Source organism: Tundrisphaera lichenicola, from assembly GCF_051175385.1.
Taxonomy (GTDB): domain Bacteria; phylum Planctomycetota; class Planctomycetia; order Isosphaerales; family Isosphaeraceae; genus Tundrisphaera; species Tundrisphaera lichenicola.
This window is the reverse complement of record NZ_CP195108.1, coordinates 89,755-115,349: the sequence shown is the minus strand read 5'-3', so window position 1 is coordinate 115,349 and position 25,595 is coordinate 89,755. Positions and strand designations below refer to the sequence as shown.

Here is a 25,595-nt window from a genome sequence, read left to right as displayed (position 1 = left end):
TCCTTGGGTACCGCATGGTCTTCGTCTGGAGCCAGTCCAAGGCCCGCCAGGAGGCCAAGACCTGGCCAAGGTCGTCGCCGAGTTCGAGGCGGTGCGGAGGAACCTGGGCCGGTACAGCCTGAAGACCACCGAGGCGATCGTCCGTCGCCTGGAGGCGGCCAAGGGCAAGTATGGCGAAGGGGCCTTGATCAGCTACCATCTGTCTGGAGACGCCGGTACCGGGTTCGGACTCTCCTGGCAGCTCGACCCCGCGGCGTTGGAACGCTGGCAGCACCTGGAGGGCATCTACGTGCTGAAAACCAACCTGCCCAAGCAGAGCCACCCGCTCGCCGAGGTGCTGAGCGTCTACAAGGAGCAGAGCCGGGTGGAGCGGCGGTTTCATCACCTCAAGGGGCCCCTGGAGGTGGCGCCGATGTTCCTGAAGAACCCGGACTGGATCGCCGGGCTACTGTGCATCCTGGTCTGGGCGTTGATGGTGCTGGCGTTGATGGAACGGCGGGTACGTCGGGAACTCGGGGGCAAGCCGCTGTATGGGATCTACCCGGAAGAACGCCCGTGCCACTCGCCGACCGGCCCGGCGTTGATCCAGATCCTCGGCCCCCTGTGCATCGTGATCGTCGAGGAGCGAGGCACGATCACGCGGCGGCTGGCCCGACCCGACCCCGCTCAGCGTCGAGTCTTCCAACTCCTGGGCATCGACGCGGACCGCCTACAAACTTTCCGGAGGAGGTGCGGAATGTGAGTAAATAGCTCCACTCAACAGGGAAAGCAAGATGGTCCGAATTCCCGATGCTTCCCAGCTTGGACCAGAATCGAGCACTTTCCCTGTTGAGTGGAGCTATTTAGATTGCCTACATGGCGTAACTCGACGAGGCACCAGCGATTGTAGCCGACCACCTCACGGCCCGAAAAGAATAACGAGTGTTCGGTGTCCGCTTTCGCAACGGGCTCTCGCTTAATCGAGGGAAGGGCGGCCCACTGGAGGCCGCGAACGAATCACGAAGATCGAAGACCAGCATTTCGTAGGAGCATCAGCCGTGAACTGGAAAGCGTTGAGCCTGGCCATCCTCACCTCCCTCGGCGTGACCGACGCCCTGACCGGCGTGGCCCGCGCCAACGAGGCGGCGACGACTGAGGCTCTACCGGCTGGAAGGCGGTAGGTTCGCCAGTCGGCTGAAAGCCCGACCAAGGCGGCAGAGGCACAGTGTTCCGACCCCCCCTGGTAGTGCGGTCCAACACTCCGGCCTCATCGATCCTCGCTCGCCCCGACGATCAGCCTCGCCCGAGCCGTGATGGCCACCTCGACGTACTACAAGTGGCCGCCTGGAAGGCGGGGGATATTTGATCCCAGGAATGGACATCAAGGCCTCCACCTCGCGCCTGGATTTCCCACCCGATCTCCTCGGCTTCTGGTCGATGAAATTCGGTCCCGTTTCGGATCGCTTTTCCGGCCATTTTTGGGCCTCCCGATCTCGATCAGGGACGGGCCGCGGCCCGGGATCGGAATCTCAACCCTTCGGCGGATTTCTCGCCAGGCGAGACCCAGCCGAGGGCGCCCAAATGGGCACGTTTGGCTTCCTTCGGGGTCGGCCGTCGCCCGTTTCGGGTCTGTTCGGGATCGCATGGAGGCCGATTCGGGTCTCATTGAGGCCTCCTCAGGACTCTCTCAACTCCTCGTCGGTCGTCAAGTGGCGATCATTGTGCCGCCACTTGACGCCGGGAGAATCGGGCAGGGTCGCCTTCACCATCGAATTTTCGACGGATTTGGGCCAAGCCGTGACACGAAAAGACGCGAGTGACGGCCATGAGCGTCTTGGCGAGGCATACCCATCAAGACGGGAGGAGACTCCCGAGGTGCATCCGCTAATCTGATCACCGGTCGCGTCACGCGCCGAAACATGGCGAGTGTCCGTCGATGACCACGGAACGGGTCGGTTGTCCGCACTCATCCGAGTCCGCGAGAGCAAGTCCCTCGCGGCAGTCCTCCAATCGCCCTGAACGATAGGGAATACGATGCGAGAGCGATCGTCGGATCGGGCTGCTCGGGCGGCCGTTTCCGTGATCCGCGACGGGCTCGGGGCGAGCCTCATCGGAGGGGTCTCTGCTACCGTGGGTGGGGATCTCCCGGGACGAGCCACCGGGTGGCTCCGTTCGTACAAATTCGCCGAGAGGGCGTCTTCAGATACCGCCCTGGGGGGACGTCTCGGGATCCGGTTCGACCTGAGTCTCCCGTCGGTCGAGCCGCTCGCGGATGCGTCGGACCTCGTCGAAACTCTCCGCGTTCCTCAGGGCTGAGATCAGCAGTCGTTTCCGCTCCGAGAAGTCCTCGGCGAGGTCGGCCAGGTGCTCCCAGAGCCCGGAGACTACGGGCGCTCGGAAGCCGATTTCGCCAAGGGCAGGATCGCCCTGAACGGGAAGTGACGCTCTCGATGATTCCCCAGGAGCAGGAATGGTCGGGGGTCGCTGATAGGTACCTCTGAACGTGTCAAGTGTTGCCCGTGGTTCGACGGCGGATTTGTTACAATGACGCGGCTCGGTGAAGCGGAGTCAGGCTCTGCGGGGACGCAACCGGACGAGGAATAACCGGGCCGACGGTGCGCCGAGGCGCACGAGGCCCCTGGCCGGCCCCGGTCGTCCAGGGGTCGCTTGTCCTTCCAGCCCGCTTCGGACACCGGAGCCATGCCTCGGAAAATCCCGGGGGTGCGGGGGCAGAGCCCCCGGGGATCGATGCCGCCCACGCCCCGGCGGTCACGGGACGAGAGACGATGCGCCCCAACCAATCAACACAATCCTACTCCTGATATCTAAAAGAAGATCTCATTTCCGCCGCCCCGCCGGGCGGCCAGTCTCGCCTGAGTTCGCTGGCTCTTGCTCGCCCTTCTTCCGGCCTCGATCCTCGGCCGGCTCTGCTCCAGAATCGGCCGACTTCCCCTGGTACAGCCCCCGGACGAAATCCCCTAGTTCTCGCTCCGCGAGCATCCGACGCTCGCCGGCGGGCAGGCTCTCAGGCGCCGTCACGGGAGGCAGTTGGGCCGACCGGTAGACCTCCGCCAGGCCCGATCCGGCCTTGGCCCGGGGCGATGCCTGTGTTCCCTCAGCCGCCTGCGTGCCGGCCCCCTGGAGCTTGGCGAACTTCTCGCGCATCAGCTCCGGCCTGGCGTAGCGGTACGGCTCGTTGTTCTTGAGCATCAGGTAGGCGATCGTCACCAGCTTGCGGGCCACCGCCGTGATCGCTACCGCGCGGCTCTTCCGCTTGGAGAGCCGGCGGAAGAACGCCCCGATCGGGCCGGGGTGGCGGCTGGCGTGCTGGGCCGCCTGGGTCAGCAGGCCGCGGGCCTGGGGGCTGCCCGACTTGGTGATCGGCCCGTGGTAGCACTTGCGGCCCGACTGCCTCGTCGAGGGGACTAGCCCCAGGTAGCTGGCGGCGTGGTCGCCATCGCGGAATCGGCCGATGTCGCCCAGCGCCGAGAGCAGACCCAGGGCGACCACGTAGTTCACCCCGGGGATGGTCATCAGGAGCTGGACCCGCTTCTCTTTCCGAGCGGACTCGGCCAATTCCTTGTCGATCTCGGCGAGCTCGCCGTCGATCAGGGCGATCTGCCTGAGCTCGCTGTCGCGGGCCAGTCGAGCATGGGCGGGCAGGTCGAGGGCCTTCAGCCAGGCCATCCCGGTCTTGGTCCAGAGGACCTTGCAGGGGGGCTGAAGCAGCAGGCGAGCGAGCAGGCACTGGACGCGGTTCTTGGCCCGCGACCTCTGGGTCATCAAGGCGGCGCGGTGGGTGAGCAGGCCGCGGAGTTGCTGGGTGTCCTGGTCGGGCTGCCAGACGGTGGGCAGGTAGTCGCAGCGTAGGAGCTGGGCGAGGACCTCGGCGTCGACCTTGTCGGTCTTGACCTTGGCCTCGGCGATGGCGCGAGTCTTGAGCGGGTTGCCGACGACGACGCGGGCCACGAAGGGGCGGAGGACGTCGACGACGGCCCAGGTGTTGGTGGTGGCCTCCAGGGCGATGTGGTCGGTCTTGGTGAGCTGGGCCCGGGCGAACGCCTCCAGCTCCTGTCGCAGGCAGCCGGTGCGGCCGCGGTAGGCGACCTTGCCCTTGTCATCGAGGGCGCAGACTTCGATGAACTGCTTGTGGAGGTCGAGGCCGACGTATCGATCCATTGCCATGCCTCCGTCGAGACCGGGCGTGGGCGGGTGCAGCTCGCGGGAGCGAGCCAAGTGGGCCGAACGGCACTTACCTCTTCGAGCTCGTGGCTCAACCGGGTGGGCCGCGGGGTGGTCAGTTAAAAAACCGGGCTCGAAGCCCATATCTATCATCGACCGGCCCCGAGGTGAACGGCCCGCCCCATGCCCGGACGGCATTCGATCGTATCCGCTTCACCCCGTCCCGAATCCGGTATCCCTAGATATAAGCCGGAGTGCCAGGACGTTGCAAGCGGGAGGAGCGGTGTTTGGTCACCGCCCTGCTAACGTTCATACCCGATAAGAAAAAGTGCAACCCCCGGGAGGCCCCGATGGACCGCCCGAGGGTGTCTTGCCGTATCGACGCCCGGCACGAAGGTTGTTGATCCACCCGTACAGGAGGGACCAGGGGTCCTGGAGCCCGATGCCGACCGATCGCTCTCGCCCAGGATTACCCCCTTTCGGGTGGCCAGTGCGATCAGCGCAAAGGTCAAGACGGAGCTCGATGCGGCGGACCAGGCCGGTGATCCGGCGAAACGGGCAGAGGTCGCGAGCGAGATAGGCCAGTCACGCCAAGGCCTGGCTCTGCGATCACGCCGTGATTGTTTCCAGTCGGAACGGATCCCGTCCTGGCCCGAGGCTTCACCCACTCCGGGATTTCACTGCCGGTAGAACCGCCCCTTCTCGGCGGACCATCCGCCGGCGACCAGGCCGAAGCCGAGTCCCAGGATCGCCCCGAGCGGGCCAAACAGGGAGAAGCCCAGGATCGCCATGCCCGGGGCGATCCCCGCCACGAGCCAGCCGGTCAGGCCGTTGAAGTACTCTCGCTTCCGATCCCCCGTCAGGCCCGGCATGGCGATCCGGTAGAGGGGGTCGAGCCCGGGGGGCGTGAAGCCGCCGGGGAGCGGCCTCCCGGAACGCTGGGAGTGGCGATCGGGGGGACGACGGCCGGGCCGTCGCCTGCGATGGCGTCGGGGCATCAGGCCTCCTTCGCCGGCTCGATGGCCAGCGCCTCGCGTTCCAGGGCCGTCGGCGCGTCGCCGAGCAGCTCGCCAACCTTGACCCAGAGTTGCTTGAACTGGGCCGGCGACGCGGCCAGCCAGACCGTGTCGAGCAGGCGGTCCTTCTCGGACTCCAGCCGGGCGATCTCCCGGCCGATCGGGTCGTCGGCCAGCAACTGATCCTGGTGGGCCGCCTGCCTCTGCGCGATCGCCTCGGTCACCTCGGGAGGGACCGAGGGGTCGCCGCCATAGCGGAAACTGAAGGAGTCCGGGACCTCGTCGATCGGCCGTCCTCGGAGCGTGGCCACCATCCGTCGCTGGGCGGCCTTCTTGCGACGGGCCAGCGTCCCCTCCTCGGACTTGATCGACTCCATCTCGGCGTAGATCTCGGACAGGCCGAGCGAGGCCAGGGCCTGCTCGTGGGCCTCGCGGGCCACCCGGTCGAACAGGGTCGGATGGCGAGCCTTGATCCGCTCGGCCGCCTTCGCGATCCGGGCGGCGATCCGGTCGCGCCAGTGGGATTTCTCGGTGACCGTCAAGCCGGGCATGGGGCATCTCCCTGGTGATTGAGGATGACGAAACAGGCCGAGCGTGGGCCAGGCCGCTCACACGACACCGGCGGCCTTGAGCTGATCGATGAGCCGGGAGGCCTCGGCCAGCGAGAGGTCCTCGGGCCGGGCGACGCCCAGCTCGCCGAGCAGCCCATCCAGGTCCGCGTGCTGCCTCCGCGCGATCGCGACCAGCGCCCGGACCTGGTTGGTCGTGGCCGGCTTGCCGATCCGGGCCGGTCGCGACTCCGGGCCGGGTGTGGGGCGGACTTCCACGGGGTGGATCATGTCGCGACGCTCGGTGGCGGGGGCGTCACCCGGCTCGGTCCGGACCTGGAGCCGGGCCAGCTCGTCGTTGACGGCCTGCCGGGCCGCGATGAAGGCGTTGCGGACCTCGGCGTGGAAGCCGTCGAGGTCGCGGAGCAGGCCCGAATCCAGCTCGACTTCCAGCTGGCAGCTCGCCCCGATCGAGGAGTAGGCGGGCAGGCCGAGCTTCTTGCTGACGCCGACGTTGAGCCGCAGGGGCATGGGCGTTCCTCCCAGGATGCTTGAAGGTCGATCTCAAACCCGCGATGGGCCGGCCCGGCTAGCCGGCGACCTCCCGGAGCCGGAGCTGCCGGAGCGAGTCCAGGGTGGCCGCCACCAGGCGGGCCTGCTTGCGTTGGCGACGGAGCGCGACCACCAGCTTCTGCGAGCGCGAACGGGCCTCGCCCAGCGCCCGGTGGATCGACTCGGCCTCGCGGATCAGGGCCGGCAGGCCGGTGCCATCCCGGTCCTGGGCCGGTTCGACTTTGTCGGTTTGGCGAGGCAACGGGATGCGATCGTTCGCGACCTCGGGAACGACGACGATCGCAGGGGGCGACTCGATCCGAACCACGTCCTCGGACGGGCCGAGGGCCGATTCGCCGGAGAGCGGCTGCCAGGCCAGGACCCTCCGCTGGTCCCGGCAGACCAGCGGGCTCTCGGCGTCGACGACCTCGACCTCGGAGAAACCCAGCCGGATCGCCCGCCCCAGGAATTCCCGGTTGGTCTGGAGCCGGACCGGCGGCCCGGTGTACACCGATCGTGAGAGGACCAGCTCGGTCGCATGGCCATCCCCGACGGCCTTCGCCCGGACCGCGATCCGGCCATTGAGGTCGATCGTCGCCGGGGCGTTGGTCTCCTCGGCCCCGGGCAGGCGGCCCAGCGAATCGAGCAGGAACCGCGCGTCGCCGGGGTCGATCTGCCAACGGGTGAGCGCGTCGTTGGATCCGGGCAGGATGCGGTCGACGTCGGGATAGCGGAGATCCGTCAAGACCTCCAGCCAGATCGTCCAGGGGCCGACGCGGAGGGCGACGTGGCTATCGGTTTTGGCGATCGAGATCGGCCGATCCCGGGGCAGGTCCCGGCAGGCGAACAGGGGCGAGCGGCCGACCAGGACGTCGCCGTCCCAGGGGAACTCGAAGCCCCCCTGGATCAGGATTTGATGACCATCGGTGGCGGCGATCGAGCCGGCCGAGCCCCTCAGGGCCAGGCTGCTCAGGGCATAGCGCGTGTCTACCTCGGCGGCCGTGGCGGTCGCCTCGGCCAGGGCGTCGAGCAGGCAAGCGGGTGCCTCGACCCACGACCGGGGCGATTCGGGGAACGGGCCGAGCCCGTCGCTGGCCAGGGCCGGATACTCGCGAAACTGCGGGATCCCCCGATCGGACCAGCGGGCCACGGTCCGCTCGGGAGAGGCGGGGTCGAGGGCGACCGTCGCCTCGTCGCGGCCTTCGAATTCGGCCAGGGCTTCGAGCGGCAACGCGACGGATCCGCCCGACGGCCAGGCCGAGGCAGCGGCGTGCTCGACCGCCAGATGGGCATGATGATGTCTCACGCGAAGCCGGCCGGACTCGACCGAGAAGACGATCGGCGGGATCGGCCCGCGATGGGCGATGCCCAGGACGGATCGGCGAAAGATGCCGCGCAGATCCCGAGCCTGGCGGCGGGTCAAGGTGATCATGGTCGTGGTCTCCGAGGGGATGGGATCCCGGGTCGCGATGGCTCGTGCCCGGGGTGGACCGACCCGGGTCATCGGTGAATCCGGCGAGCTGGAGTCAGCCAGTTATCAATCACCGATCCATTGGTCGGGATGATCCGATGATCGACCGGCCCGGCGGCATAGACCTCGCCGGGCCTGAAGTCGAAGTAGACGTCGCATCGATCTCCCGGGCATTCGGCCAGCGCGGGCGAGCCGTCGCCGGCCCGGCCCGGGTACGGGGTGGGATGGCCGCAGAACGGGCAGTCGACGACCAGATGGAGGTCCTCCGGCTCCAGATCGGCGGCCGGCAGGCCGAACCCGATCCGGTGGACCGTGCGGAGCGAATCGCCGGTCCGGTCGGCGATGGAACGATCGAGCTGGGACTGGGTCATGGTCGGGATCCTGGGTGGAGTTCCTGCGCGCGGCGATCCCCCGGACACGAGGTCCGTCGGCCGCGACGGGCGGCGGGCGGATTCGTGAGGGGTCATCGGGAAAGGTCAGGTCGGAAGGGGTTGAATCAGGGCCGGTTCAGGAGCCAGTGCTCCTCCAGCCAGGCGACCTCGGCCGCCAGGGCCTCGCTCCGTGAGGAGAATGGCCCGAGCAACGGCCCGGCCAGCGGGCCGAGGTCGGCGTGCCAGCGGCCGTCCGGATCGGGCTCGACCGAGCTGGCGCGGTGGATGACAATCGGCCCCAGGGCGGCCAGGTCGATCTCCTCCCCATAGATCGCGAGGATCCGGCCGGCGGGCTCGACGATGAGTTGCATCACGCCCCTCCCGGCTGCCGGAGGATCCGTCGGCGAGGCCGCTCGACCAGCATCGCGTCGAGCGAGGTTTGCACCCGGCCCAGTTGCGTGGCCACGGACGTTCGGAGCGAGGCGCCATCCCGGAGGTCCTGGGCAGCGACGCCGCGGACGACCCGCTGGGCCTCGACCACCAGGGCGTCGAGCTGGTCGTTGCTCCGGACGTTGAGCGCCCGGAACCGCTCGAAGAACGCGGTCAGATTCTCGACGGCGGAGTCGCGGAAGACACGGGGCTGGCCATCTTCGCCGACGCCGGTGATCCGCTCGGTCAGGTGGGCGACGAGCCGCGCGAACTCATCGAGGAACGCCTGCTCGGCGAGCTGGACCGCCTCCTCGAACCGGGCCGACACCCGGGCTCGCTCGGCCTCGTAGAGCCCTGGCGAGAGCTGGACCAGGTAATCGGGAGGCTCGACGTTGGGGAAATCCCAGAGCACGCCGAAGAGCCCGACCAGGCTCTCGGGATAATCCGAGGGGTTGAACAGCGAGCCCAGTCGCTCGCGGGCCGCTTGCTTGAGCTCGCCATAATGGCGATCCAGATCGGCCACGGCGTCGTCGAGCTCGACCCGGAAGTCGGACATCTGGGCGGCGAAGGACTCGACGACCTCATGCCGGATCAGCCGGACGCCGGGCTCGGGGAACGGCAGGCTCTGGCCCCTCCAGTAGGCGTCCGCCTTGCCCCGGATGGCCGTGACGGCCCGGAATGCAACATGCCGGGTATCGATCAGCTTCTTGCCCGCCGAGAGGAACGGCCCCTCGGCGTCGAAGGCCTCGGCGGCCCGGGCCTTCTGCTCGCGGGTCAGGGCCTTCTGGACCCCGAACCAGGTGAACGAGACCCGCGCCGCGGCCATGGTGGCCCGGAGCCGCCGGGCGGGCGTGGTCGCGACGTCGGACCTGGCGAGGGCCGCCGGCCGGGCGTCGAGGTGGTCGAGAAGGGTGGTCATGGGTGGGTGGTTCCGGAGGAGGGAATATCTCGAAGTGATTCGCAGAAATCGCAGAAAAGCCCCGAATGGCGATCTCTGCGATTACTGCGACCCGTTTTTGCGAGATCGGGTCACCGGTCGGGGAGATGTCGGTCAGGCGAGGTCAGTTGGACGATGGCTCGCGACGGACGTTGCGCCCGGGCCGGGTCGCCGCCTCGACGGCGCGGGTGTAGAGGCCGGGCCGGTCGGCCGACAGGCATCGACCGGTCGCCCACTGGCGGAGCCGCTCGACCGACTCGCCGGATGTCACCGCCACGGGCACGACGTTCCCGGCCGCCTCGATCACCGGGACGTCGAGCAGGGCCGCCAGGCGGCAGCAGCTCCGGATCTCGGCCCCGGTGAACTCGCGGTCGCCGGGCCGGCGCTGGCCGGGGTCGAGCCCGAACCGCGCCAGGTACATCTCCCAGATCCGGCCCTTCTCGGCCGCCCCGGGCAGGTCGAGGAAGAAGATCGCGTCCAGCCGCTCGGCGCGGCTGAACTCCGGCGGCAGCCTACTGATGTCGTTCGACGTCCCGACGAAGAAGACGTCCGACTCGTGATCGGATAACCATGTGAGCAAGGAGCCGAAGAGCCGGGCCGAGACGCCCGAGTCGCCGTTGCCGCCGGAGCCGACCCCGCCGAGCCCCTTCTCCAGCTCGTCGCAGAAGAGGATGCAGGGGGCCATCGCGTCGGCGATCCGCAGCGCCTGGCGGACCTGGGCCTCCGTCTGCCCGACGAGCGAGCCCATCAGCGTGCCGATGTCGAGGACCAGGGTCGGCCGTCCCGTCTCGTTGCCCAGGGCGCGGGCGAAGGCCGACTTGCCCGTGCCGGGGACGCCCAGGAGCAGGACCCCGCGCGGGCGGGCCAGGGGGCTGCCGCCCCGGCGGAGCGCCCGGCCGCAGAAGGCCTTGAGGGCGTCCAGGCCGCCCAGGCCGGCGAAGGTCTCGCCCCCATGGTGCAGGCCGAGCAGGCCGGACTTCTTGAGCGACTGCGATTTCAGGCCCCAGAGCACGTCGGGGGCGAGCCGGCCATGCCGGACCAGCGAAAGGCTGAACGCATTCTCCGCCTCGACCCTGGTCAGCCCGGCCGCCGCGTCGAGCACGGCCGTCAGGCCGTCGCCCTCGGGCAATTCGCCCGGCTCGGTGGCCAAGCCCCTCGCGATGGCCGAGAGCTGATCGCGCCCCGGCAGGTCGTGCTCGAGGACGATGAAGAGCTTCTCCAGCTCGACGGGGACCTGGACCGTCGGCGCCAGGATGACGACGAACGTCCTGGCCTGCTTGCCCGCGGCGAGCTGGGTGTCCAGGGCCTGGATGACCTCGGCGGAGCCGAGGAACTTGTGGAAATTGCGGAGCACCAGGATGGCGGTGCCCTCGGACGTGGCGAGGGCGCCCAGAGAGCGGATTGCGGCGAGCGGGTCGGCCGCTCCTGGGACGACGCCCGGGGCATCGGCGCGGCCGGCGAGTGCCAGGCCGCGGTCGACGTCCCAGGTGGCCAGCGACCAGCCCTGGTCGCGGCAGAGTCGTGCGATCTCGGCGATCGCGTCGTCATGCTCATGAGATCGGATGTAGATCCCCGAGAACGCGGCGCGCACGTACTCGGACAAACGCCCGGCGAGCGTCATGGTCGGGTTCCTTGGTTGGTGATGGGGCTTGATCTGAAGGACGGGTGGTGGGATCAGGGGTGCTGATCGTCATCTGGATCGAGCAAGGGCTCGATCTGCGACCGCGAGCTGAGGACCAGGAAACAGTGCCAGTCGTCGGGGCCGCCCGGCTCGTCCTCGATCAGCGACTTGACCCGGCGGTCATCCCAGCCCTCGGCCGCTTGGCGAGCCGGCCGAGGGCGAGAGAGACGGGCGCGGTCAGGTCTCGCGGCGATCGAGAATCGCCCTCGATGAGAGTGCGGACGACGGCGCGGAACGCGCGGTTGAGCGGGTCGGCCCGCTCGGGCGAGCGACAGCCGGGATAGGCATCGATCTCCTGGTCCAGCTCCTGACGGATCGCCCCGGCGATCCGCCCGATCAGAGACGGCGTCGCGGTGGAGATGTCGGCATCGGGCATCGCGGTGCTCCTCATGGAGTAGGACGGCGAGGCCCGGGTCATCGCTCCTGGCGGAGTTCCTGGCCGGCCTGCTGGCCCTGATGAAACTCGGCGGTGAGGACCTCGGCCGTGCGAGTCCCGAGTGCCTGCTCGACGAACCGGCTGGCCTCGCGGCACTCGCCGACGCTGAAGCCCCGCGTCTCGACCTTGGTCTGGCCCTTCGGGTCGACGGTGATCTCGATGGTCTTCAAGAGGCACCTCCGACCTGGATCACGAGCCGGATCGAACCATCGGCCAGGGGCCGTTCGGAGACCGAGTGTCCCCGATGGAGGGCCTCGATTTTTGCCTTCTCGACGGCGTAGGCCTGGAGGAGCCGGTCGAGCTGATCCTGCCGGCCCCACGCCTGATTGTAGTTGTCGTACCGCAAGACGCCCACCTCGGTGTCGCAGGCGACCGGGTACAGCCAGCCGGGCAACCGGACCAGCAGCCCGGTCGCCTCGCCTTCGAAGAGCCGGGCTGCGCCGGCGACGGGCTCGGGCAGGCCGAGCCGACGACAGGCGGCGGCCAGCGCGGCCGGGTCGCGGACCTCGGCCTGGACCTGGACGATGTGACTCATGTCGGGGACTCCTGAAGAGTAGTATCGAAGGCGATGAGCCGGACCGATCGCGGACGAGGCACAATCTCGCCGTCCTCGATCCAGGCCGGAAAAAGGCCCTTCTCCTTGCATCAGATAGTGACGCAAAACCTCGGGTTTTTCAGGGCCAATGCCCGACGGAGCCGGGGCGGACGGCCGGGAATAATTGGGCCTACCCCGACGAAGTCATCAAGCAGACCGGCATCCCCGGGATCGACCTGATCTCTGGATCGAGGTCTCTCGACGATTTCAACACGCCCAACCCCCGATCCGCCGAGGTTGAGGTCCAGTTCTATCTGCAGTCATTCCTCTCGGAGGTCGCCACCTTCGGGAAGTATGACGTGGCGATCATCGATTGCCAGTCGACGTTGTACCTTGCCTCGTGGGCCGCCCTGGTGGCGAGTGAGCATTGCGTGGTCCCGCTCTCGCCCGAGGACTACGCGGCGATGGGAGTCGCCGATGTCCAGGAATCGATCGCGATGGTCCAGGCGGGGCCGAATCCCGGCCTGAGCTTGACGGGCTACCTTCTGACCAAGGTGGGCCGGAAGACCATCCATTAGCTCTATGAGGAGAAGCTCCGATCCCTCTACGGGGAAGATGTATTCACGGCGGTGGTCCCCGAGGCTGTTGCCTACGTCGAGGCCATCTCTTTACGCTTGCCCATCGCTCAGCACAAGCCGAAGGGGGTCCCGGCCAGGGCCATCCAAGTCCTGGCGGACGAGTTCTTGGCGCGCCTCGCTTCCCGAACGATTTCACCCGTGGCGGAGGTCGCCTGACCATGAGCAAGCTCGAACAACTCAGGCGCGATGCGGGCGCCAACATCGGGGAATCGATGGGCGGAGGTCGCGCCGCGATCGGGGCGATACCCCGGGTATCGGCCGGCGGACCGCCCCCCAGGCCGGCCCGCCTGATCGGGACCACGAGGAGCATGAACGCCTCGGAGATCGAGGTCGATCGAATCGTCCCGGACCCGGACCAGCCCCGCGAAGAATTCGATCCGGACGCCCTCTCCCGACTGGCGGAGTCGCTGAAGACGAAGGGCCAACTCCAGCCGATCCGGGTCTGGTGGAACGAGGAGCGGGGCCATTACGTGATCATCATGGGCGAGCGGCGTTGGCGGGCCGCCATGTCGGCGGGCATTGCGACCCTCTCGTTCGTGGTCGCCGAGAGGCCGGCCAGCGTGTCGGAGCTACTGGGCCTCCAACTCGTGGAGAATTGCCTCCGAGAAGACCTCACCGACATGGAGCAAGCCAAGGCGTTCAAGGCCCTCATGGACACGAACGGCTGGTCGACTCATCAACTGGCCCGTGAGCTCGGGGTCGCCCAGCCGAATGTGGTCCGGGCGGTCGCCCTCCTGAAGCTCTCCGAACCGATCCAGTCTCGGGTGGAGTCGGGCGAGCTATCGGCCTCGGCCGCCTATGCGATCTCCGGGATCGTTGACGTGGACGAGCAGTCCGAGGTCGCCGCGCGGGTGATCTCCGAGGGGTTGAGCCGTGATGAGACGGTCGAGGTCGTCCGGCAGGCTAAGGCTCGCAAATCTCCGGCGAAGGGCAGGGGGGGAAGGCCAAGGGGAAGCTCATGACGACCCGCGTGTTCAGGACATCCTCGGGCATCCGAATCACCGCCGAGCGAGGTCGGGGAATGGACCCGCTGTCTCTGGTCGAGTCGCTCCGCGAGGCGCTAGCCGCCGCCGAGTCGGAATTACCGACCTTCGAGGCGGCGGTGGCCTGACGCACCTCTCGGAACATGCCGATACCCGGGGTATCGACCCCTCGCCTTTCTCATGGAAATTGACCGATAGAGTCGGAGATTCGAGCCGACGTCTCCCGACTCCACTCCCGGAGGCCAACCGATGCCACGCGACATGGTGCTTCAGAATGCGACACTTTCGCCCGATGCCGTCCCGAACGAATTCTCACCGGCCCAAGCAGCAGCAATGGGGGCTTTGTTGAGCGGGAAGACCGTCACCTGCGCGGCCCGTGAAGCGGGAGTCTCGAGGTCCACGATTCATCGTTGGTGGCTCATGAGCGGAGATCGGTGCCCGTCTATCCAAGACGCCGCCCTCTGCGAATAATTCCGCAGGGACTCGGACGATCGGAGATGCGGGGGCGTCGTCATGGACTTTCCTATCGCGGAATTTATGGACCAAGATGCCTGCTACACCCGGATCGTCGCCCTTCTCCATCCGGGCGGCCTCATCTGCCCCCGCTGCGGGACCGGTGATCGCCTGAAGGTCCATCGCCGCCACCGCGCCCCGATCCTCGATTACCGCTGCGAGGCCTGCGGCCGGGTCTTCAACGCCTTCACCGGCACCGAATTCCACAAGACTCACCGCACTCCCTCGGAGATCTTGCTGATCCTTCGCGGCATCGCCCAGGGCACCTCCACGGCCCGGCTGGCCCGCGAGTTGAATCGACACCGGCCCCATCTGCTGCGGCTCCGGCACCGGCTCCAGGCCCTGGCGAAGAAGGCGGCCGACTCCTCGCCGCTGGCCGACGACGCGGCGGTCGAGGCCGACGAGATGTACCAGGACGCCGGCGAGAAGGGCCGGCCTCACCCCGACCCCGAAGATCCGCCCCGGAGGCGGGCCAACAAGCGGCCCGGCCACGGCAACTTCGCCAACGACCGGCCCCCGGTCGTCGGCGTGGCCGGACGCGACTCCGGCCTGCTCCGGGCGCGGGTGGTGGGGCGGTCCGACCGGGCGACCCTGGAGGGGTTCGTCACGGAGTCGGCCCCGGCCGGGGTGATGGTCTACACCGACGAGAGTTCGTCCTACGCCTATCTCGCCGGGCTGGGCTTGGGCCATGCCGCGGTGCATCACGTCGCCAAGGAATGGGCCAGGGACGACGACGGGGGCGGGATCCGCGAGGTGCATGACAACACCCTGGAAGGGATCTGGACCGGGCTGAGGAACTACCTGCGGACCTTCCGTGGGGTGAGCAAGCATTACCTGGCCCAGTATGTGGCAATCTTCCTCTGGTCGTACAACGTCAAGGCGGTGTGTGATGAGTTCCTCCAGGCTCTGATGGGGACCAACGCCATCACCGATTGCCGCACATGAGCCACGATTTTTCCCGCCCCGAGAGTGACCTCTTGCCCGCTGGAAATGCTTCACGCCGCGAGATCAGGGCATCTCGACCTCTAACTTGACCAACGACAGCGTGACGAATTAACCCGGCCGCTTCTTGGAATGGGATCAAAGAGACGTTATTTGTTTCGCCCTGGTTTTCCGGATCGACGCATCCCCGACCCTTTCCTGAGCCGTCGACGGGCCATCCTTCGTCGATGTACGACGGGTCCGCGACCGGGAGACGACGCTGCCCGAACCCTCGATCGCATGAAGAGCGGGCTCCGGTATTGTTTCATCGGCATGGCGGCGGGGCGGGCGAGGAGCCCCTGGCGAGGCGCGGACCAACCACTTACTGACCGCCGCATAAAGAAGGTCAAGTTCTCCGGTCTGTAGAATTGGGGGTATGGATGGCCGGAGCAATATCACTGGCGACGCGCGGGAGTGGCGGAGGCTGCGTGCGTTGGAGTTGAGGGGGCGAGGCTGGCATCAGCGTGACATCGCTGAGGCGCTCGGTGTTCGCGAGGAGACCGTCTCTCGCTGGATCGCCAGGGCGAGGGAAGGCGGACCCGAGTTCCTCTTCGCCCGGCCGTCGCCCGGCCGTCCGCCTCGGCTCTCGGCCGAGCAGAGACGCCTGATCCCGGAGTTCCTTTGGCACGGGGCCGAGGCATACGGCTTTCGCGGCCAGGTCTGGACCCGTGCCCGCATCGCCCGGGTCATCGAGGAGGAACTGGGCGTCCGCTATCACAAGGGCCACGTGGGCAAGCTCCTCAAGGACTTGCGCGGGACGCCCCAGATGCCGATCCGGCGGGCCGTCCAGCGTGATGAGCAGGCCATCGCATCCTGGCGTCGGGAGATGTGGCCCGAGCTGCTGGGCCGGGCATGCAAGGAGCGGCGGGTCCTGGTCTTCGAGGACGAAGCGGGCTTCTACCTCCTGCCGGGGTTGGTGCGGACCTACGCCCCGGCGGGCCGAACGCCGGTCCTCCGCGCGAAGGCGACGCGCGACCACCTGTCGGTGATGGGCGGGATGACCCCGGAGGGGAAAGTCTACACGCTGGTGCGGCAGCACTCGTTCAACGGCCTGCACGTGATCGAGTTCCTGATCCACCTGCGGAAGGTGGCCGGCGAAGGGTTGTTGGTGATCCGGGACGGCTCGCCGATCCATCGCCGGGCGGCGGTGAAGGAATACCTGGACGAGAACCGGACCTGGGTGCGGGTCGAGCAACTGCCGGGGTATGCGCCGGACCTCAACCCGTGGGACGAGGGGGGATGGAATCACCTCAAGAACGTTGAGATGCGCAACGTCGTGTGCCGCGACCTGGAGGAGTTGCACGAGCAGTTTCACCACGCCGTCGCCCGTCTCCGGCAGAAGCCTCGCCTCGTCCGAGCTTTCTTCTCGCAAGCTGGCCTGCCCTTGGGCGAAACTTGACCTTCTTTATGCGGCGGTCAGTAATCCATGCTGCCCAGGGTCCTGTGAGTATCGGCCAGTGTTGCCTGGAGCGAGGTGTCGCTCGGACGCTCCCGGAGAAGCTGCTCGCAAAGCAGGCGGGCCTTCTCAAGCCAGTCCCGAGCCTCGTCGTGACGCTTGTGAAGCCGCTGGACCACGCCGACGGCATGCAGGACCGCCGCCCGGTCAGCTCGCGCCCGGAAGACCCGCTCGGCCCCGGAGACCGGGCTCGACGCCGGTCCGCTCTCTGGCACCGCCACCATCGCGGGGGCTGCCTGGGGACGTGGCCTCAGCCGCTCTTCCAGGTTGGCGACCAACTTCTGGAAGTCGGCCCGATCCCGGAGCGGGTCGAGGGCATTGTTCTTCCGGACCGCTTCGAGGTCGGCGAAACCGGACTCGACGGCCTGCTGAAGCTGCTCGACGGCCCGATCGGCCTCCCGATGCGCCTCGTCCTGGTCCTGGTTCGCGAGGGAACCCTTCCTCTCGTCCGCCCACAGGGACAACCGGGCGTGCCAGGAGGCGCCGTCGTAGATCAATTGGGGCGTGTCGACGACGATGTCGAGCCAATGTCCCAGCTCGCGGCCCGTCCGTGCCGCCTCGGCCGCCCGGCCCGCGTCGCGCTGGCTCTCGACGAGCGCCTCCAGGGCCCAGACGAATTGGCGCCTCACGATCGTCAAGGCCGGGTGATCCCGGACCATCCTCCGGCAGTGATCCACCGCCTGTTGTGCCTCGGCGACGGCCTCGTCGCTCCGCCCCAGGCTCCTGTAAGCCCTGACGGCATTCATGGAGGACGTGCCCAGGTCACAGCCATACTCGATCATGTGGGGCAGCTTGTCGTAGGCGAAGCGTTGGTACTCCCGGCCACGCAGGTACATCGCCAGGGCGTCCTCGTGGCGCCCCGAGTTCGACAGGGTGACTGCAATGTAGCCCAATGACTCTCCCAGGCCGAAACTGATCTTCGGGTCATCCGGGGACTTGAGGATGAGGGCGAGGCGGATTTCGGCGCCGCGAAGGCGGGCCAGCATCCCGTCCCGGCCGGCCTCGTCTTGAGCGAACCCCAGGTAATTCAAAGCGGCGGCAAAGTCCTCCTGGCGGTGGGGATCATCCGGTCGGTCGCGTGCCAGGCCCTCGCGAAGCTCGGAGTTCTTCGCGAACGCTTCGAGCCACTCCTGACGCGAGTCCTGCCCGCCGAAGTTGTAAGCCAGGTGGCTCAGGGCCAGCCAGGCGTCGGCCAGGGCGGCGCGGAGGGCGACGTCCCGCGGGTTCCTGGCGACCTCCGCCTGGTAGGCGGCGATCGCGGACTTCACGGTCCGACGCGCCTCGTCGGAGGCCCCAAGCTCCGTCTGGATCTGGCCGATCCGGAGCTGGGTGGCGGCCAGTTCGGCGCGGAGCATGGGGTCGTCGCCCCGCTCCTTGAGGAACTCCCGATAGAATCGCAGGGCCGATTCCAGCAGCTCGCCGCGGAGCGGCTGGAGGCCGGGGACTTTGAGGAGCTGGCTCTCGCTGACCGTGGTGAGATAGCCGTCCACGGCGGCGCGGGCCCTGTGGAAGTTGGCCTCCGCGCGCGACCGCTGGGCGGCCTCCCGCTCGCGGGCTTCCTGGGCGGCCTGCATCTCCTTCACGGCGGTCAGCCGGGCCTCGTGCTCCGTGTGGGCCAGCGTGCTCATCCGCCAGTAGGCCGCCAGCGAGCCCGCCGTGGCCAGCACCAGGATCGAGGCCAATGCGGCGGCGAGGCCCGCCACGACGGGATTACGCCGGCCCCAGCGCCATCCCCGCTCGATCGGGCCGACCGGCCGCGCCAGGATCGACTCGCCGCCGAGGAAGCGCCGCAAGTCTGCGGCCATCGCCGTGGCCGATTCATAGCGCTTGACGGGCTCCTTCTGCAAGCACTTCAGCGCGATCGTCTCGACGTCGCGCGGCAGGCCGGGGACCAGCCGCGACGGCGGCACGGGCTCGACGGTCTTGACCTGATCCAGCGTCTCCAGGATCGAAGTGCCCCGGAACGGCGGGCGTCCGGTCACCAGTTCATATAGGGTCGCTCCCAGGGCGTAGATGTCGGCCGACGCGCCGATCTCGCCGGTCAGCCCCGTGGCCTGTTCGGGCGACATATAGCTGGGCGAGCCCATGATCGAGTCGGTCGCCGTCAGCCCGGAGTCGCTGTCGAGCGACTTGGCCAGGCCGAAGTCGGTGATCATGGGCGTCCCGTCGCCCTTCAGCAGGATGTTGCCCGGCTTCAGGTCGCGATGGACGATCCCCATCCGGTGCGCCTCGGCGACGGCGCCCGCCAGGACCTCGACAAACCCGGCCGCACGACGCGCATTCCAGGGAGTACCGTCGAGCGTCCTGTCCAGCCCTCCCCCCTCGACATACTCCAGCTCGAAGAACGGCAGGCCCTCGGATTCGCCGATGTGGTGGATCTGGACGATATGCGGGTGGTGGAGTCGGGCAATCGCCTGGGCCTCGGCCAGGAAGCGGGCAAACGCGCTGGGGCTGGCCAGGACCCCGCCCAGGATCATCTTGAGGGCGCAGGGGCGATTCAACAGGACCTGACGAGCCTTGTACACCACGCCCATCCCGCCACGGCCCAATTCCTCCAGGATTTCATAGCCCTCGATCGAGGGGACGAAGGCGTTACCGCTTCCCGAACTGGCGCCGCTGGCGGCGGTGAGGTCGGCGTTGGGCTCCAGGCCAACCGTCGGGGCGGAGCCGTCGCAGGCGGCGTTGGACGACGCGGGCCCCCCGATCCCGGGTCTCTCTCCCTCGCGTTCGGCGATCGAGACGATCTCATCGATGTCGACACCGTCGATCGGCCGATCCGGCAGGCCATTGGATTGATCGTGAGCGCTCAAGAGCACCTCGACCCGCCTCCGTAGCTCCTCATCGGTCGAGCACTCATGATCCAGGAAGAGGGCGCGTGCAGCAGGATCGTCGTGGTCGACGGCCGACAGAAACACGGCATGAACATGCTTCTGGTCGAGCGGCATCGGATCGTTCTCATCTCAGGGTAACCCTTCCTGGCGCCGTAAGCAGTCGCGCCAGTATGTTACCAGAAGAACGAACGAAGGCTCGTCTGGGTAGGGCTTAACTATTGAAAGCAATGCCGTGTCGATCACCAGGGTCGGGAAGCAATGGGGTCTCGTCCCAAAGCCCCGACCCAAGAAACCGATAATGGGGAACATGTTCATTTTGTGCCATCTGGGCCGGCCTTGCGGGTCGTGATGCCCCGAGACCGCCCCGCAAAATGACCCTCTCGGGCCCGACGATCCGATCGCCGCTCACGCCGCGTCCGCGGAGGCCGACTCGCCCGGACGGCGGATCCAGCCGAACTCCGCCGACGGCCGGCCCAACAGACCCTCCGCCACCTCGTCGGCGAACCGCTCGTACCGTTCGGCTTGCCCGCACAAATAGTCCTGCGCCCGGGCCGCCTTCCCCGTCACCGATAGCCCGGCGACCCGCCAGGCCTCCACCAGGTGCCCGATGATCTCCGAGTAATCCCTCAATTCTTGATTCGAAGTCGTGCGATGCACCATACGCCCAGTGTCGAATGCAGGATGACCGCCGGACACAAGCCGAGGCCCGACATCCCCAAACCGACCCAGGCGTAACCGAGCAGCGAGACAACCGCGAGATTGTAAAGCAGTAAGGCCACGATCAGCCCCGCGACCGTTCGGCCCGGAGACTCGTCGCGAGCGAGCCAGCAAACTACCCCGAGCGACGACAGCGCGGCTCCGAGGATGCGACCCACGATCAAGCCAGCGGGCGTTTCGAGCGAAGAACCGAGCAATATCCAGACTACCGCGGCCGGGACAAGCATCAGCGCCAGCCCGGCCACTGTTTCGATACCGGCAGTGATCGTGAGCAATGCTTTCATCGACATCGTGAACCTGAAATACGTCGGTAGCGGCTCGATCTCCGATGGTCACCTACCTCGCGGTGTTATGCCCCGCGACGGCTTTATCGATCTGATCCTTGACGGCCTCGAGGTTGAAGCTCGAGCCTTTCTGCATCGGGGGGAACTCGATGGCGGTCTGGGCCAGCTTGCCCACCTGCTCTTGGACGTAAACGAACCGCCAGAACTGGAACTTGAACCACTCGAAGTACTCGACGGAGCCGGTGAATCCCGCTCGCTCGAAAGGGTCGAGGCGCAGGTTGGTCAGGATCGGGATGTCCGGCTTGACCGTTCCGCCGAACCAGCCGTTCGGCTGGTCCACGAAGCGGTACTTGAAGTCGTCGATCCGGACCGCCCCGAGCGTCCCCTCGGCGAAGTAGAAGACCTCGTGGCGGGCCGACGGTCCCTTGCCCGTGATCAGGTCCGTCTGGTCGTACCCGTCGAGATGCACCTTGTAGCTGGCCCCGCCGAGTTCCGTCCCCTTCTTCAACTCCTCGACGACGCCCGGATTCCCGGCGGCGGAGACGAAGGTCGGGAACCAGTCGAGCCCGGAGATGATCCCGTTCTCGACCTTGCCCGCCGGGACGTGGCCGGGCCATCGGATCATCGCGGGGGCGCGGAAGCCGCCCTCCATCACCGTCCCCTTGCCGCCGGCGAACGGGGTCTGCCCGCCGTCCGGCCAGGTGAAATTCTCGGTGCCGTTGTCGGTGGTGAACATGACGATTGTGTTGTCATCCATGCCCTCGTCCCTGAGCTTCTTCATCATCGACCCGACGATGTCGTCGAGCTGCGCCATCCCGGCCTCCACGGTGGCCCAGCCGTTCTGCGGCGTCCGCATCTTCTCGTACTTCTCGGAGAGATGAGTGACGACATGGATTCGCGTGGGGTTGAGCCAGACGAAGAACGGCTTGCCGTCGGCCTTGGCCTTGTCGACGAACTTGAAGGTGTGATCGAGGATCTCGTCGTCCACCGTCTCCATCCGCTTGGGCGGTAGGATGCCCGCGTCGTCGATCCTCTGCTTGCCGACCTTGCCCCAGCGCGGTTGCTCGGTCGGGTCGTCCGCGTCGGAGGCCCAACTGTGGACCATGTTGCGCGGGCCGACCTTGTCCCTCAGCTCGGGGGGATAGTTGGGGTGGAAGGGGTCCTCCATCGCGTCGAGGTGATAGAGGTAGCCGAAGAATTCGTCGAATCCGTGTACGGTGGGCAGGAATTCGTTGCGGTCGCCGAGGTGGTTCTTGCCGAATTGCCCCGTGGCATAGCCCATCGACTTGAGCGCCGTGGCGATGGTCGGTGCCTGCGCCGGGAGGCCGATCGTGGAGCCGGCCTGCCCGACGGTGGTCATCCCGGTGCGCTTTGGGATCTGGCCGGTGATGAAGTTGGCCCGCCCCGCCGTGCAACTGGCCTCGGCGTAGTAGTCGGTGAACAGCATGCCCTCGGCGGCGAGCCGGTCGAGGTGCGGTGTCCGACCGGCCATCATCCCCCGGTGGTAGGCGCCGATATTCCAGATCCCGACGTCGTCGCCCATGATGACGAGGATGTTGGGCTTCCTGGCGGCCGAGGCCGGGGCGGCCTCGGCCTGGGCCGCGGGCGGATCGGGCTCGGCGCGGGTCATCAGCAAGTTCCTGTCCAGGCCCGTCGGACAGCCGGATGGCTCCTCGACGACCTGCCCGGTGATCCCGGGCCGACTCGCCTCGTCGGCCCTCGACGAGGGGCCGGAGTCTCTCGCGGCGGCGAAGAAGCCGAGCATGCCGCCCAGCCCCGCGCACGCGAACGCCTGAATCGTGCCGATCTTCATTGTTCGAGAACTCCTCGGTCTGTGTAGGGAAGGTCGTCGATCCGCATCATCGATGGCTCCCCGGAAAAGGCGTTGGAGACCATGGCGGAGTCGAGGTTCGAGATCTCGGGCGGGGTTCCCGATCGGGCCGGCTCATGGTTCGCCGGCCTCCCGCTTCTCTTGATCCTTCTGCTCGCGAAGTTCCAGGTAGCGCTCGCTAGCCTCCATGGCGTCGATGAAGTGGGGGAGCGACTCGAGGATGCTGAAGAGGCCGATGATGATCAGCCCGTGACCGAGGCGGACATGACCTTGAGCGAGGTCCTCCCGGAACGTCCGGGAGGCCTCGGAGAAACCGATGAACACGAGGACCACGCCCTTCACCAGGTTCGTGACGGGGTTATCGACGAAGGATCTGATCCGCGCAGCCGCCTTTTCCCATCGCCCCGTCATCGTCGAGCCTCGATGTCCGCGATCCGGACCAAACTCCCCTCCCGCCGTCGGGGCGAAGCCCCCGTCGACTTCGACGGGGGCGATCGATTCCGGGTCGACGATCAGCGGGCGAACTGGAGGCCCGGGTCACTCGGCGGGCCTCCCACGGCCTTGAAGTTCATGTGCCGGTCGTCGATCGATCCGACCTTGCCGACAAGCGGCCCGCCCGTGGTCCCCTGGCCCGAGAGGGTCAGGACGCCGTCGGCCAGCGTGTAGGGTCCGGCGATCGTGACCGGCGGCTTGCCCGGGGCGGCGATCGCCCAGGTGAAGTTGGTGTCGTCGGAGATGGTGAGGGTGATCGTCGCGTTCGGGGGTGTTTGCGCGACCCAGACGCCCGTCAACTTGCCGGGATCGAGCGGCTGGGCCAGGGCGGGCGCCCCGGCCGGCTCGATCGTCTCGAGGAGGTGGGCCGACACGCCGTCGTTCGGCTGGAGCGAGACCACGGCCTTAAGTGGCCCGACTGCCGCCTCGGGGTGCCCCTGCGAGATGTAATGATACGCCTCGACGAGCAGGGCCTTGGCCGACCCCGGGTTCGCCCGGACGAAGGCTTCCAGCGCGCGGAGCTGGCCGGTGTAGGTGTCGGCGTCCGGGTAGTTGCCGATCAGCGTGGTCCAGTTCCAGCCGGGCCCGACGGCCAGGACGGCGTAGAGCGGGGCGGCGGCCTGCTCGAAGCTGCCCTGGGCGAACAGGCCGAGGGCGAGGAGTTGGTGGAGGTCGGTGTCGTTCGGCGTCTGCCCGAGGGCCTGCTGAGTGAACTGGACGGCGCCAGCGTAGTCGCCCGACTGGAAGGCCTGGCGGGCCTGGGCCGCCGGGGTGGCGGAGAGGTCGGCCGGCTGGGGCACGTCGGGGGGCTCGGCGGCCGTGTTCACGGGCTGGGAATAATCGTAGGACGAGGGATTGCCCGCCGCGACCTGGCCTCCTCCGCCCGCTCCCACCCCCGCATAGGGGTTAACATACGGCGACGATCCGTATCCATAGGATGGCGACGCCATGGCCACGCCGCCATAGGTGCCCAGGGACCCGTTGCCGTAGTTGCCGTTCCAATATCCGTTGTTGTTGGCGTAGGCCGCACCGGCGGCAGCCCCGCCGTAGGGATATTGATTCTGATTTCGATTGGCGTACCCCGCGCCGACTGCGGCGGCCCCGGCATCGGGATATTGGCTCTGGTTGCGGTTAGCGTAACCGGCGCCCGCGGCGGCGGCACCCGCGTTCGGATACTGGCTCTGGTTGCGGTTGGAATACCCCGCGCCCGCGGCGGCGGCACCCGCGTTCGGATACTGGCTCTGGTTGCGGTTGGAATACCCCGCGCCCGCGGCGGCGGCACCCGCGTTCGAAGGAGTGCCCGACTGGTTTCGGTTGGAGTACCCGGCTCCGGCGGCGGCGGCACCGGCGTTCGAGGGGGTGCCCGACTGGTTTCGGTTGGCGTAGCCGGCGCCTGCGGCGGCACCCGCGTTCGGATTCGTGGAGTTCGAGTTGCGATTGCCGGCCCCGGCGGAATTCTCGCCGGAAGGCCGCGAGCCCGATCCGGGATAGCCGCCGGCCCCCTGGCCGCCCTGCGCGTGCGATCCGCCCGACGAGGACCGTGGCTGGCTGAACGAGGGCGAGTGGCTCATGCCGCCGCCTCCGCGTTGCATGCCCCCGCCTCCTCCACGTTGCATGCCCCCGCCGCGACCGGCGAAGGCGTCCGTCGAGATGGCGAACGTCGCCATCGAGGTGCAGACTGCGAGCCTCGAAAGAATCCGCGTCATGGCCGTCTTCCTCATGGGGTGAATCGGGGTGGGAGGCGTCTTCATTTGCCGACCTCGGGGGGAGTTCGGACCACGACGAACTCTTCGACGCCGGGGATCAAGGCCCCGCCGAGGGTCCGCTCCGTCGACTGCCAGCCCAGGCGGTCCTTGCCGAGTCGCGTGATGATGTTCGTGGCCGAGGCCGGCTGGCCGTCCTGGCGGACGCCGTCCACCTTGATCACCCATTGGTTGCCGTCGCGGGTCCAAAACCCCTCGCCGTGCCCGCCTTCGGAGTCGAAGATCCACGACTTGAACTGCTTCTTCAGCGGGTCCCAACCGATCCGCTGGGTCCCCGAGAGCACGGGCTGGCCCTTGGTCTGCACGGAGAACTCGCGGTCGATGAAGTTGCCGCCCTTGGACCACTTGCAGGTCGTGGTGACGACCGCATCCTGGCTCTCGTTGACCCAGTCGCCGACGAGCCACTCCAGGTCCTTGAGGCGTTCGTGGGGGGCGACGTCATGCGCGACCTCGTCGCGGACGGCGGACTGGAGCCAGCGATTGTCGTTCTTGACGTACACCGCCGTGAAGCGGGTGACCTCGGGTGCACCGGTATCAGCGGCCGGCGTGATCGTCGTCCGGCCAACCTCGATTGCCGTCTCCGGCCCCAGGAAGCGAAGGGCTTCGACCTGGATGGAAATCTTGCTCCCCGGGTTGTCGGCGAAAGACCGGGCGTAATGATCGCCGATGGCGGCCCGGCCCTCGGTCCGCTCGCCTTGCTCGTCAACGACGATGGCCGTCTCCGCGTAGGTGTCGGCGGCGGCGGTGGCGTCACCGACGTTGAACGCCTTGGTGAATGCATCGAGAAGCACCTTGATCGCCTTCTCGTCGTCGCCCCGAGCGGCCTCGTCATGTTTCGCCGAAGCGGTGGAATTCGTGGCTTCCGGACGTTCGGGCGAGCCCTTCTTCGTCTCCTGGGCGTTCAGGCCAGGACTGGTCGCGACGGACGCGACCATCAGGGTTAGGAAGACCTTCTTCATGCGCGATTTC

25 protein-coding genes are annotated in these 25,595 nt (G+C 67.7%); 6 read left to right on the top strand and 19 right to left on the bottom strand.

Annotated elements, in window-relative coordinates; all coding sequences use genetic code 11:
* Positions 1-91: 91 nt before the first annotated feature.
* Together P12x_RS30815 and P12x_RS30810 are read left to right on the top strand one after the other, a co-directional pair.
* The gene (locus tag P12x_RS30815; protein WP_435011930.1) at positions 92-742 is read left to right on the top strand and encodes an IS1634 family transposase; all 651 of its coding nucleotides are present in this window, start codon (positions 92-94) and stop codon (positions 740-742) included.
* A 295-nt stretch (positions 743-1,037) separates the two neighbouring features.
* Positions 1,038-1,160, top strand: coding sequence for a hypothetical protein (locus tag P12x_RS30810; protein WP_435011929.1), 123 nt, complete (start codon positions 1,038-1,040; stop codon positions 1,158-1,160).
* A 1,657-nt stretch (positions 1,161-2,817) separates the two neighbouring features.
* Here P12x_RS30810 and P12x_RS30805 read toward each other — a convergent pair.
* The 12 genes from P12x_RS30805 to P12x_RS30750 form a co-directional block, all read right to left on the bottom strand.
* Positions 2,818-4,158 (bottom strand): IS110 family transposase, encoded by a 1,341-nt coding sequence (locus tag P12x_RS30805; protein WP_435011928.1) that lies wholly within the window; start codon positions 4,156-4,158, stop codon positions 2,818-2,820.
* 680 nt (positions 4,159-4,838) lie between these two features.
* Complete coding sequence (locus P12x_RS30800; protein ID WP_435011927.1) at positions 4,839-5,159, bottom strand: hypothetical protein; 321 nt, start codon at positions 5,157-5,159, stop codon at positions 4,839-4,841.
* Positions 5,159-5,728 carry a hypothetical protein gene (locus P12x_RS30795; protein ID WP_435011926.1) on the bottom strand — a complete coding sequence of 190 codons (570 nt, stop codon included), beginning with the start codon at positions 5,726-5,728 and terminating at the stop codon, positions 5,159-5,161. Before P12x_RS30795 ends, P12x_RS30800 begins: the two co-directional genes overlap by 1 nt.
* A 57-nt stretch (positions 5,729-5,785) precedes the next feature.
* Complete coding sequence (locus P12x_RS30790; protein WP_435011925.1) at positions 5,786-6,256, bottom strand: hypothetical protein; 471 nt, start codon at positions 6,254-6,256, stop codon at positions 5,786-5,788.
* 58 nt (positions 6,257-6,314) lie between these two features.
* On the bottom strand, positions 6,315-7,709 hold the full coding sequence (locus P12x_RS30785) for a hypothetical protein (RefSeq protein WP_435011924.1): 1,395 nt from the start codon (positions 7,707-7,709) through the stop codon (positions 6,315-6,317).
* A 68-nt stretch (positions 7,710-7,777) separates the two neighbouring features.
* A complete protein-coding gene (locus P12x_RS30780; RefSeq protein ID WP_435011923.1) occupies positions 7,778-8,119 on the bottom strand; it encodes a hypothetical protein in 342 nt (113 codons plus the stop codon).
* A gap of 125 nt (positions 8,120-8,244) precedes the next feature.
* A complete protein-coding gene (locus tag P12x_RS30775; protein WP_435011922.1) occupies positions 8,245-8,490 on the bottom strand; it encodes a hypothetical protein in 246 nt (81 codons plus the stop codon).
* Positions 8,490-9,467 (bottom strand): hypothetical protein, encoded by a 978-nt coding sequence (locus P12x_RS30770; RefSeq protein WP_435011921.1) that lies wholly within the window; start codon positions 9,465-9,467, stop codon positions 8,490-8,492. Before P12x_RS30770 ends, P12x_RS30775 begins: the two co-directional genes overlap by 1 nt.
* A gap of 142 nt (positions 9,468-9,609) precedes the next feature.
* On the bottom strand, positions 9,610-11,106 hold the full coding sequence (locus P12x_RS30765) for an AAA family ATPase (protein ID WP_435011920.1): 1,497 nt from the start codon (positions 11,104-11,106) through the stop codon (positions 9,610-9,612).
* Positions 11,107-11,266: 160 nt separating this feature from the next.
* The gene (locus P12x_RS30760; protein WP_435011919.1) at positions 11,267-11,542 is read right to left on the bottom strand and encodes a hypothetical protein; all 276 of its coding nucleotides are present in this window, start codon (positions 11,540-11,542) and stop codon (positions 11,267-11,269) included.
* Between the two features lie 38 nt (positions 11,543-11,580).
* A complete protein-coding gene (locus P12x_RS30755; protein ID WP_435011918.1) occupies positions 11,581-11,772 on the bottom strand; it encodes a DUF2997 domain-containing protein in 192 nt (63 codons plus the stop codon).
* On the bottom strand, positions 11,769-12,137 hold the full coding sequence (locus tag P12x_RS30750; RefSeq protein WP_435011917.1) for a DUF1257 domain-containing protein: 369 nt from the start codon (positions 12,135-12,137) through the stop codon (positions 11,769-11,771). Before P12x_RS30750 ends, P12x_RS30755 begins: the two co-directional genes overlap by 4 nt.
* Between P12x_RS30750 and P12x_RS30745 the strand changes: the two genes are divergently transcribed.
* From P12x_RS30745 to P12x_RS30730, 4 genes are all read left to right on the top strand, one after another.
* Positions 12,038-12,715, top strand: coding sequence for a ParA family protein (locus tag P12x_RS30745; RefSeq protein ID WP_435012018.1), 678 nt, complete (start codon positions 12,038-12,040; stop codon positions 12,713-12,715). The two genes, P12x_RS30750 and P12x_RS30745, sit on opposite strands and share 100 nt — an antisense overlap.
* Positions 12,716-12,933: 218 nt before the next feature.
* Complete coding sequence (locus P12x_RS30740; protein ID WP_435011916.1) at positions 12,934-13,737, top strand: ParB/RepB/Spo0J family partition protein; 804 nt, start codon at positions 12,934-12,936, stop codon at positions 13,735-13,737.
* A 534-nt stretch (positions 13,738-14,271) separates the two neighbouring features.
* Positions 14,272-15,216 (top strand): IS1595 family transposase, encoded by a 945-nt coding sequence (locus P12x_RS30735; RefSeq protein ID WP_435011915.1) that lies wholly within the window; start codon positions 14,272-14,274, stop codon positions 15,214-15,216.
* A 412-nt stretch (positions 15,217-15,628) separates the two neighbouring features.
* Positions 15,629-16,651: an IS630 family transposase gene (locus tag P12x_RS30730; RefSeq protein ID WP_435011914.1), complete on the top strand. Its 1,023-nt coding sequence runs from the start codon at positions 15,629-15,631 to the stop codon at positions 16,649-16,651.
* A 17-nt stretch (positions 16,652-16,668) separates the two neighbouring features.
* Here the strand turns inward: P12x_RS30730 and P12x_RS30725 are convergent, their stop codons facing one another.
* The 7 genes from P12x_RS30725 to P12x_RS30695 form a co-directional block, all read right to left on the bottom strand.
* A complete protein-coding gene (locus P12x_RS30725; protein ID WP_435011913.1) occupies positions 16,669-19,653 on the bottom strand; it encodes a protein kinase domain-containing protein in 2,985 nt (994 codons plus the stop codon).
* A gap of 291 nt (positions 19,654-19,944) precedes the next feature.
* Positions 19,945-20,169: an acyl-ACP desaturase gene (locus P12x_RS30720; RefSeq protein ID WP_435011912.1), complete on the bottom strand. Its 225-nt coding sequence runs from the start codon at positions 20,167-20,169 to the stop codon at positions 19,945-19,947.
* Complete coding sequence (locus P12x_RS30715; protein WP_435011911.1) at positions 20,166-20,540, bottom strand: hypothetical protein; 375 nt, start codon at positions 20,538-20,540, stop codon at positions 20,166-20,168. The genes P12x_RS30720 and P12x_RS30715 overlap by 4 nt, the downstream gene beginning before the upstream one ends.
* Positions 20,541-20,592: 52 nt before the next feature.
* Positions 20,593-22,170 carry an arylsulfatase gene (locus P12x_RS30710; RefSeq protein WP_435012017.1) on the bottom strand — a complete coding sequence of 526 codons (1,578 nt, stop codon included), beginning with the start codon at positions 22,168-22,170 and terminating at the stop codon, positions 20,593-20,595.
* Positions 22,171-22,485: 315 nt separating this feature from the next.
* On the bottom strand, positions 22,486-22,782 hold the full coding sequence (locus P12x_RS30705) for a hypothetical protein (RefSeq protein ID WP_435011910.1): 297 nt from the start codon (positions 22,780-22,782) through the stop codon (positions 22,486-22,488).
* A 101-nt stretch (positions 22,783-22,883) separates the two neighbouring features.
* Entirely contained in the window at positions 22,884-24,614 is a 1,731-nt protein-coding gene (locus P12x_RS30700; protein WP_435011909.1) for a tetratricopeptide repeat protein, read from the bottom strand.
* Entirely contained in the window at positions 24,611-25,585 is a 975-nt protein-coding gene (locus tag P12x_RS30695; protein WP_435011908.1) for a YybH family protein, read from the bottom strand. The genes P12x_RS30700 and P12x_RS30695 overlap by 4 nt, the downstream gene beginning before the upstream one ends.
* Between the last annotated feature and the right edge of the window lie 10 nt (positions 25,586-25,595).

Excerpts from the sequence above, each read along its gene's own strand:
- P12x_RS30805 (WP_435011928.1), bottom strand. The coding sequence starts at position 4,158 with ATGGATCGATACGTCGGCCTCGACCTCCACAAGCAGTTCATCGAAGTC.
- P12x_RS30800 (WP_435011927.1), bottom strand. The coding sequence starts at position 5,159 with ATGCCCCGACGCCATCGCAGGCGACGGCCCGGCCGTCGTCCCCCCGAT.
- P12x_RS30795 (WP_435011926.1), bottom strand. The coding sequence starts at position 5,728 with ATGCCCGGCTTGACGGTCACCGAGAAATCCCACTGGCGCGACCGGATC.
- P12x_RS30790 (WP_435011925.1), bottom strand. The coding sequence starts at position 6,256 with ATGCCCCTGCGGCTCAACGTCGGCGTCAGCAAGAAGCTCGGCCTGCCC.
- P12x_RS30785 (WP_435011924.1), bottom strand. The coding sequence starts at position 7,709 with ATGATCACCTTGACCCGCCGCCAGGCTCGGGATCTGCGCGGCATCTTT.
- P12x_RS30780 (WP_435011923.1), bottom strand. The coding sequence starts at position 8,119 with ATGACCCAGTCCCAGCTCGATCGTTCCATCGCCGACCGGACCGGCGAT.
- P12x_RS30775 (WP_435011922.1), bottom strand. The coding sequence starts at position 8,490 with ATGCAACTCATCGTCGAGCCCGCCGGCCGGATCCTCGCGATCTATGGG.
- P12x_RS30770 (WP_435011921.1), bottom strand. The coding sequence starts at position 9,467 with ATGACCACCCTTCTCGACCACCTCGACGCCCGGCCGGCGGCCCTCGCC.
- P12x_RS30765 (WP_435011920.1), bottom strand. The coding sequence starts at position 11,106 with ATGACGCTCGCCGGGCGTTTGTCCGAGTACGTGCGCGCCGCGTTCTCG.
- P12x_RS30760 (WP_435011919.1), bottom strand. The coding sequence starts at position 11,542 with ATGCCCGATGCCGACATCTCCACCGCGACGCCGTCTCTGATCGGGCGG.
- P12x_RS30750 (WP_435011917.1), bottom strand. The coding sequence starts at position 12,137 with ATGAGTCACATCGTCCAGGTCCAGGCCGAGGTCCGCGACCCGGCCGCG.
- P12x_RS30740 (WP_435011916.1), top strand. The coding sequence starts at position 12,934 with ATGAGCAAGCTCGAACAACTCAGGCGCGATGCGGGCGCCAACATCGGG.
- P12x_RS30735 (WP_435011915.1), top strand. The coding sequence starts at position 14,272 with ATGGACTTTCCTATCGCGGAATTTATGGACCAAGATGCCTGCTACACC.
- P12x_RS30730 (WP_435011914.1), top strand. The coding sequence starts at position 15,629 with ATGGATGGCCGGAGCAATATCACTGGCGACGCGCGGGAGTGGCGGAGG.
- P12x_RS30725 (WP_435011913.1), bottom strand. The coding sequence starts at position 19,653 with ATGCCGCTCGACCAGAAGCATGTTCATGCCGTGTTTCTGTCGGCCGTC.
- P12x_RS30715 (WP_435011911.1), bottom strand. The coding sequence starts at position 20,540 with ATGAAAGCATTGCTCACGATCACTGCCGGTATCGAAACAGTGGCCGGG.
- P12x_RS30710 (WP_435012017.1), bottom strand. The coding sequence starts at position 22,170 with ATGACCCGCGCCGAGCCCGATCCGCCCGCGGCCCAGGCCGAGGCCGCC.
- P12x_RS30705 (WP_435011910.1), bottom strand. The coding sequence starts at position 22,782 with ATGACGGGGCGATGGGAAAAGGCGGCTGCGCGGATCAGATCCTTCGTC.
- P12x_RS30700 (WP_435011909.1), bottom strand. The coding sequence starts at position 24,614 with ATGAAGACGCCTCCCACCCCGATTCACCCCATGAGGAAGACGGCCATG.
- P12x_RS30695 (WP_435011908.1), bottom strand. The coding sequence starts at position 25,585 with ATGAAGAAGGTCTTCCTAACCCTGATGGTCGCGTCCGTCGCGACCAGT.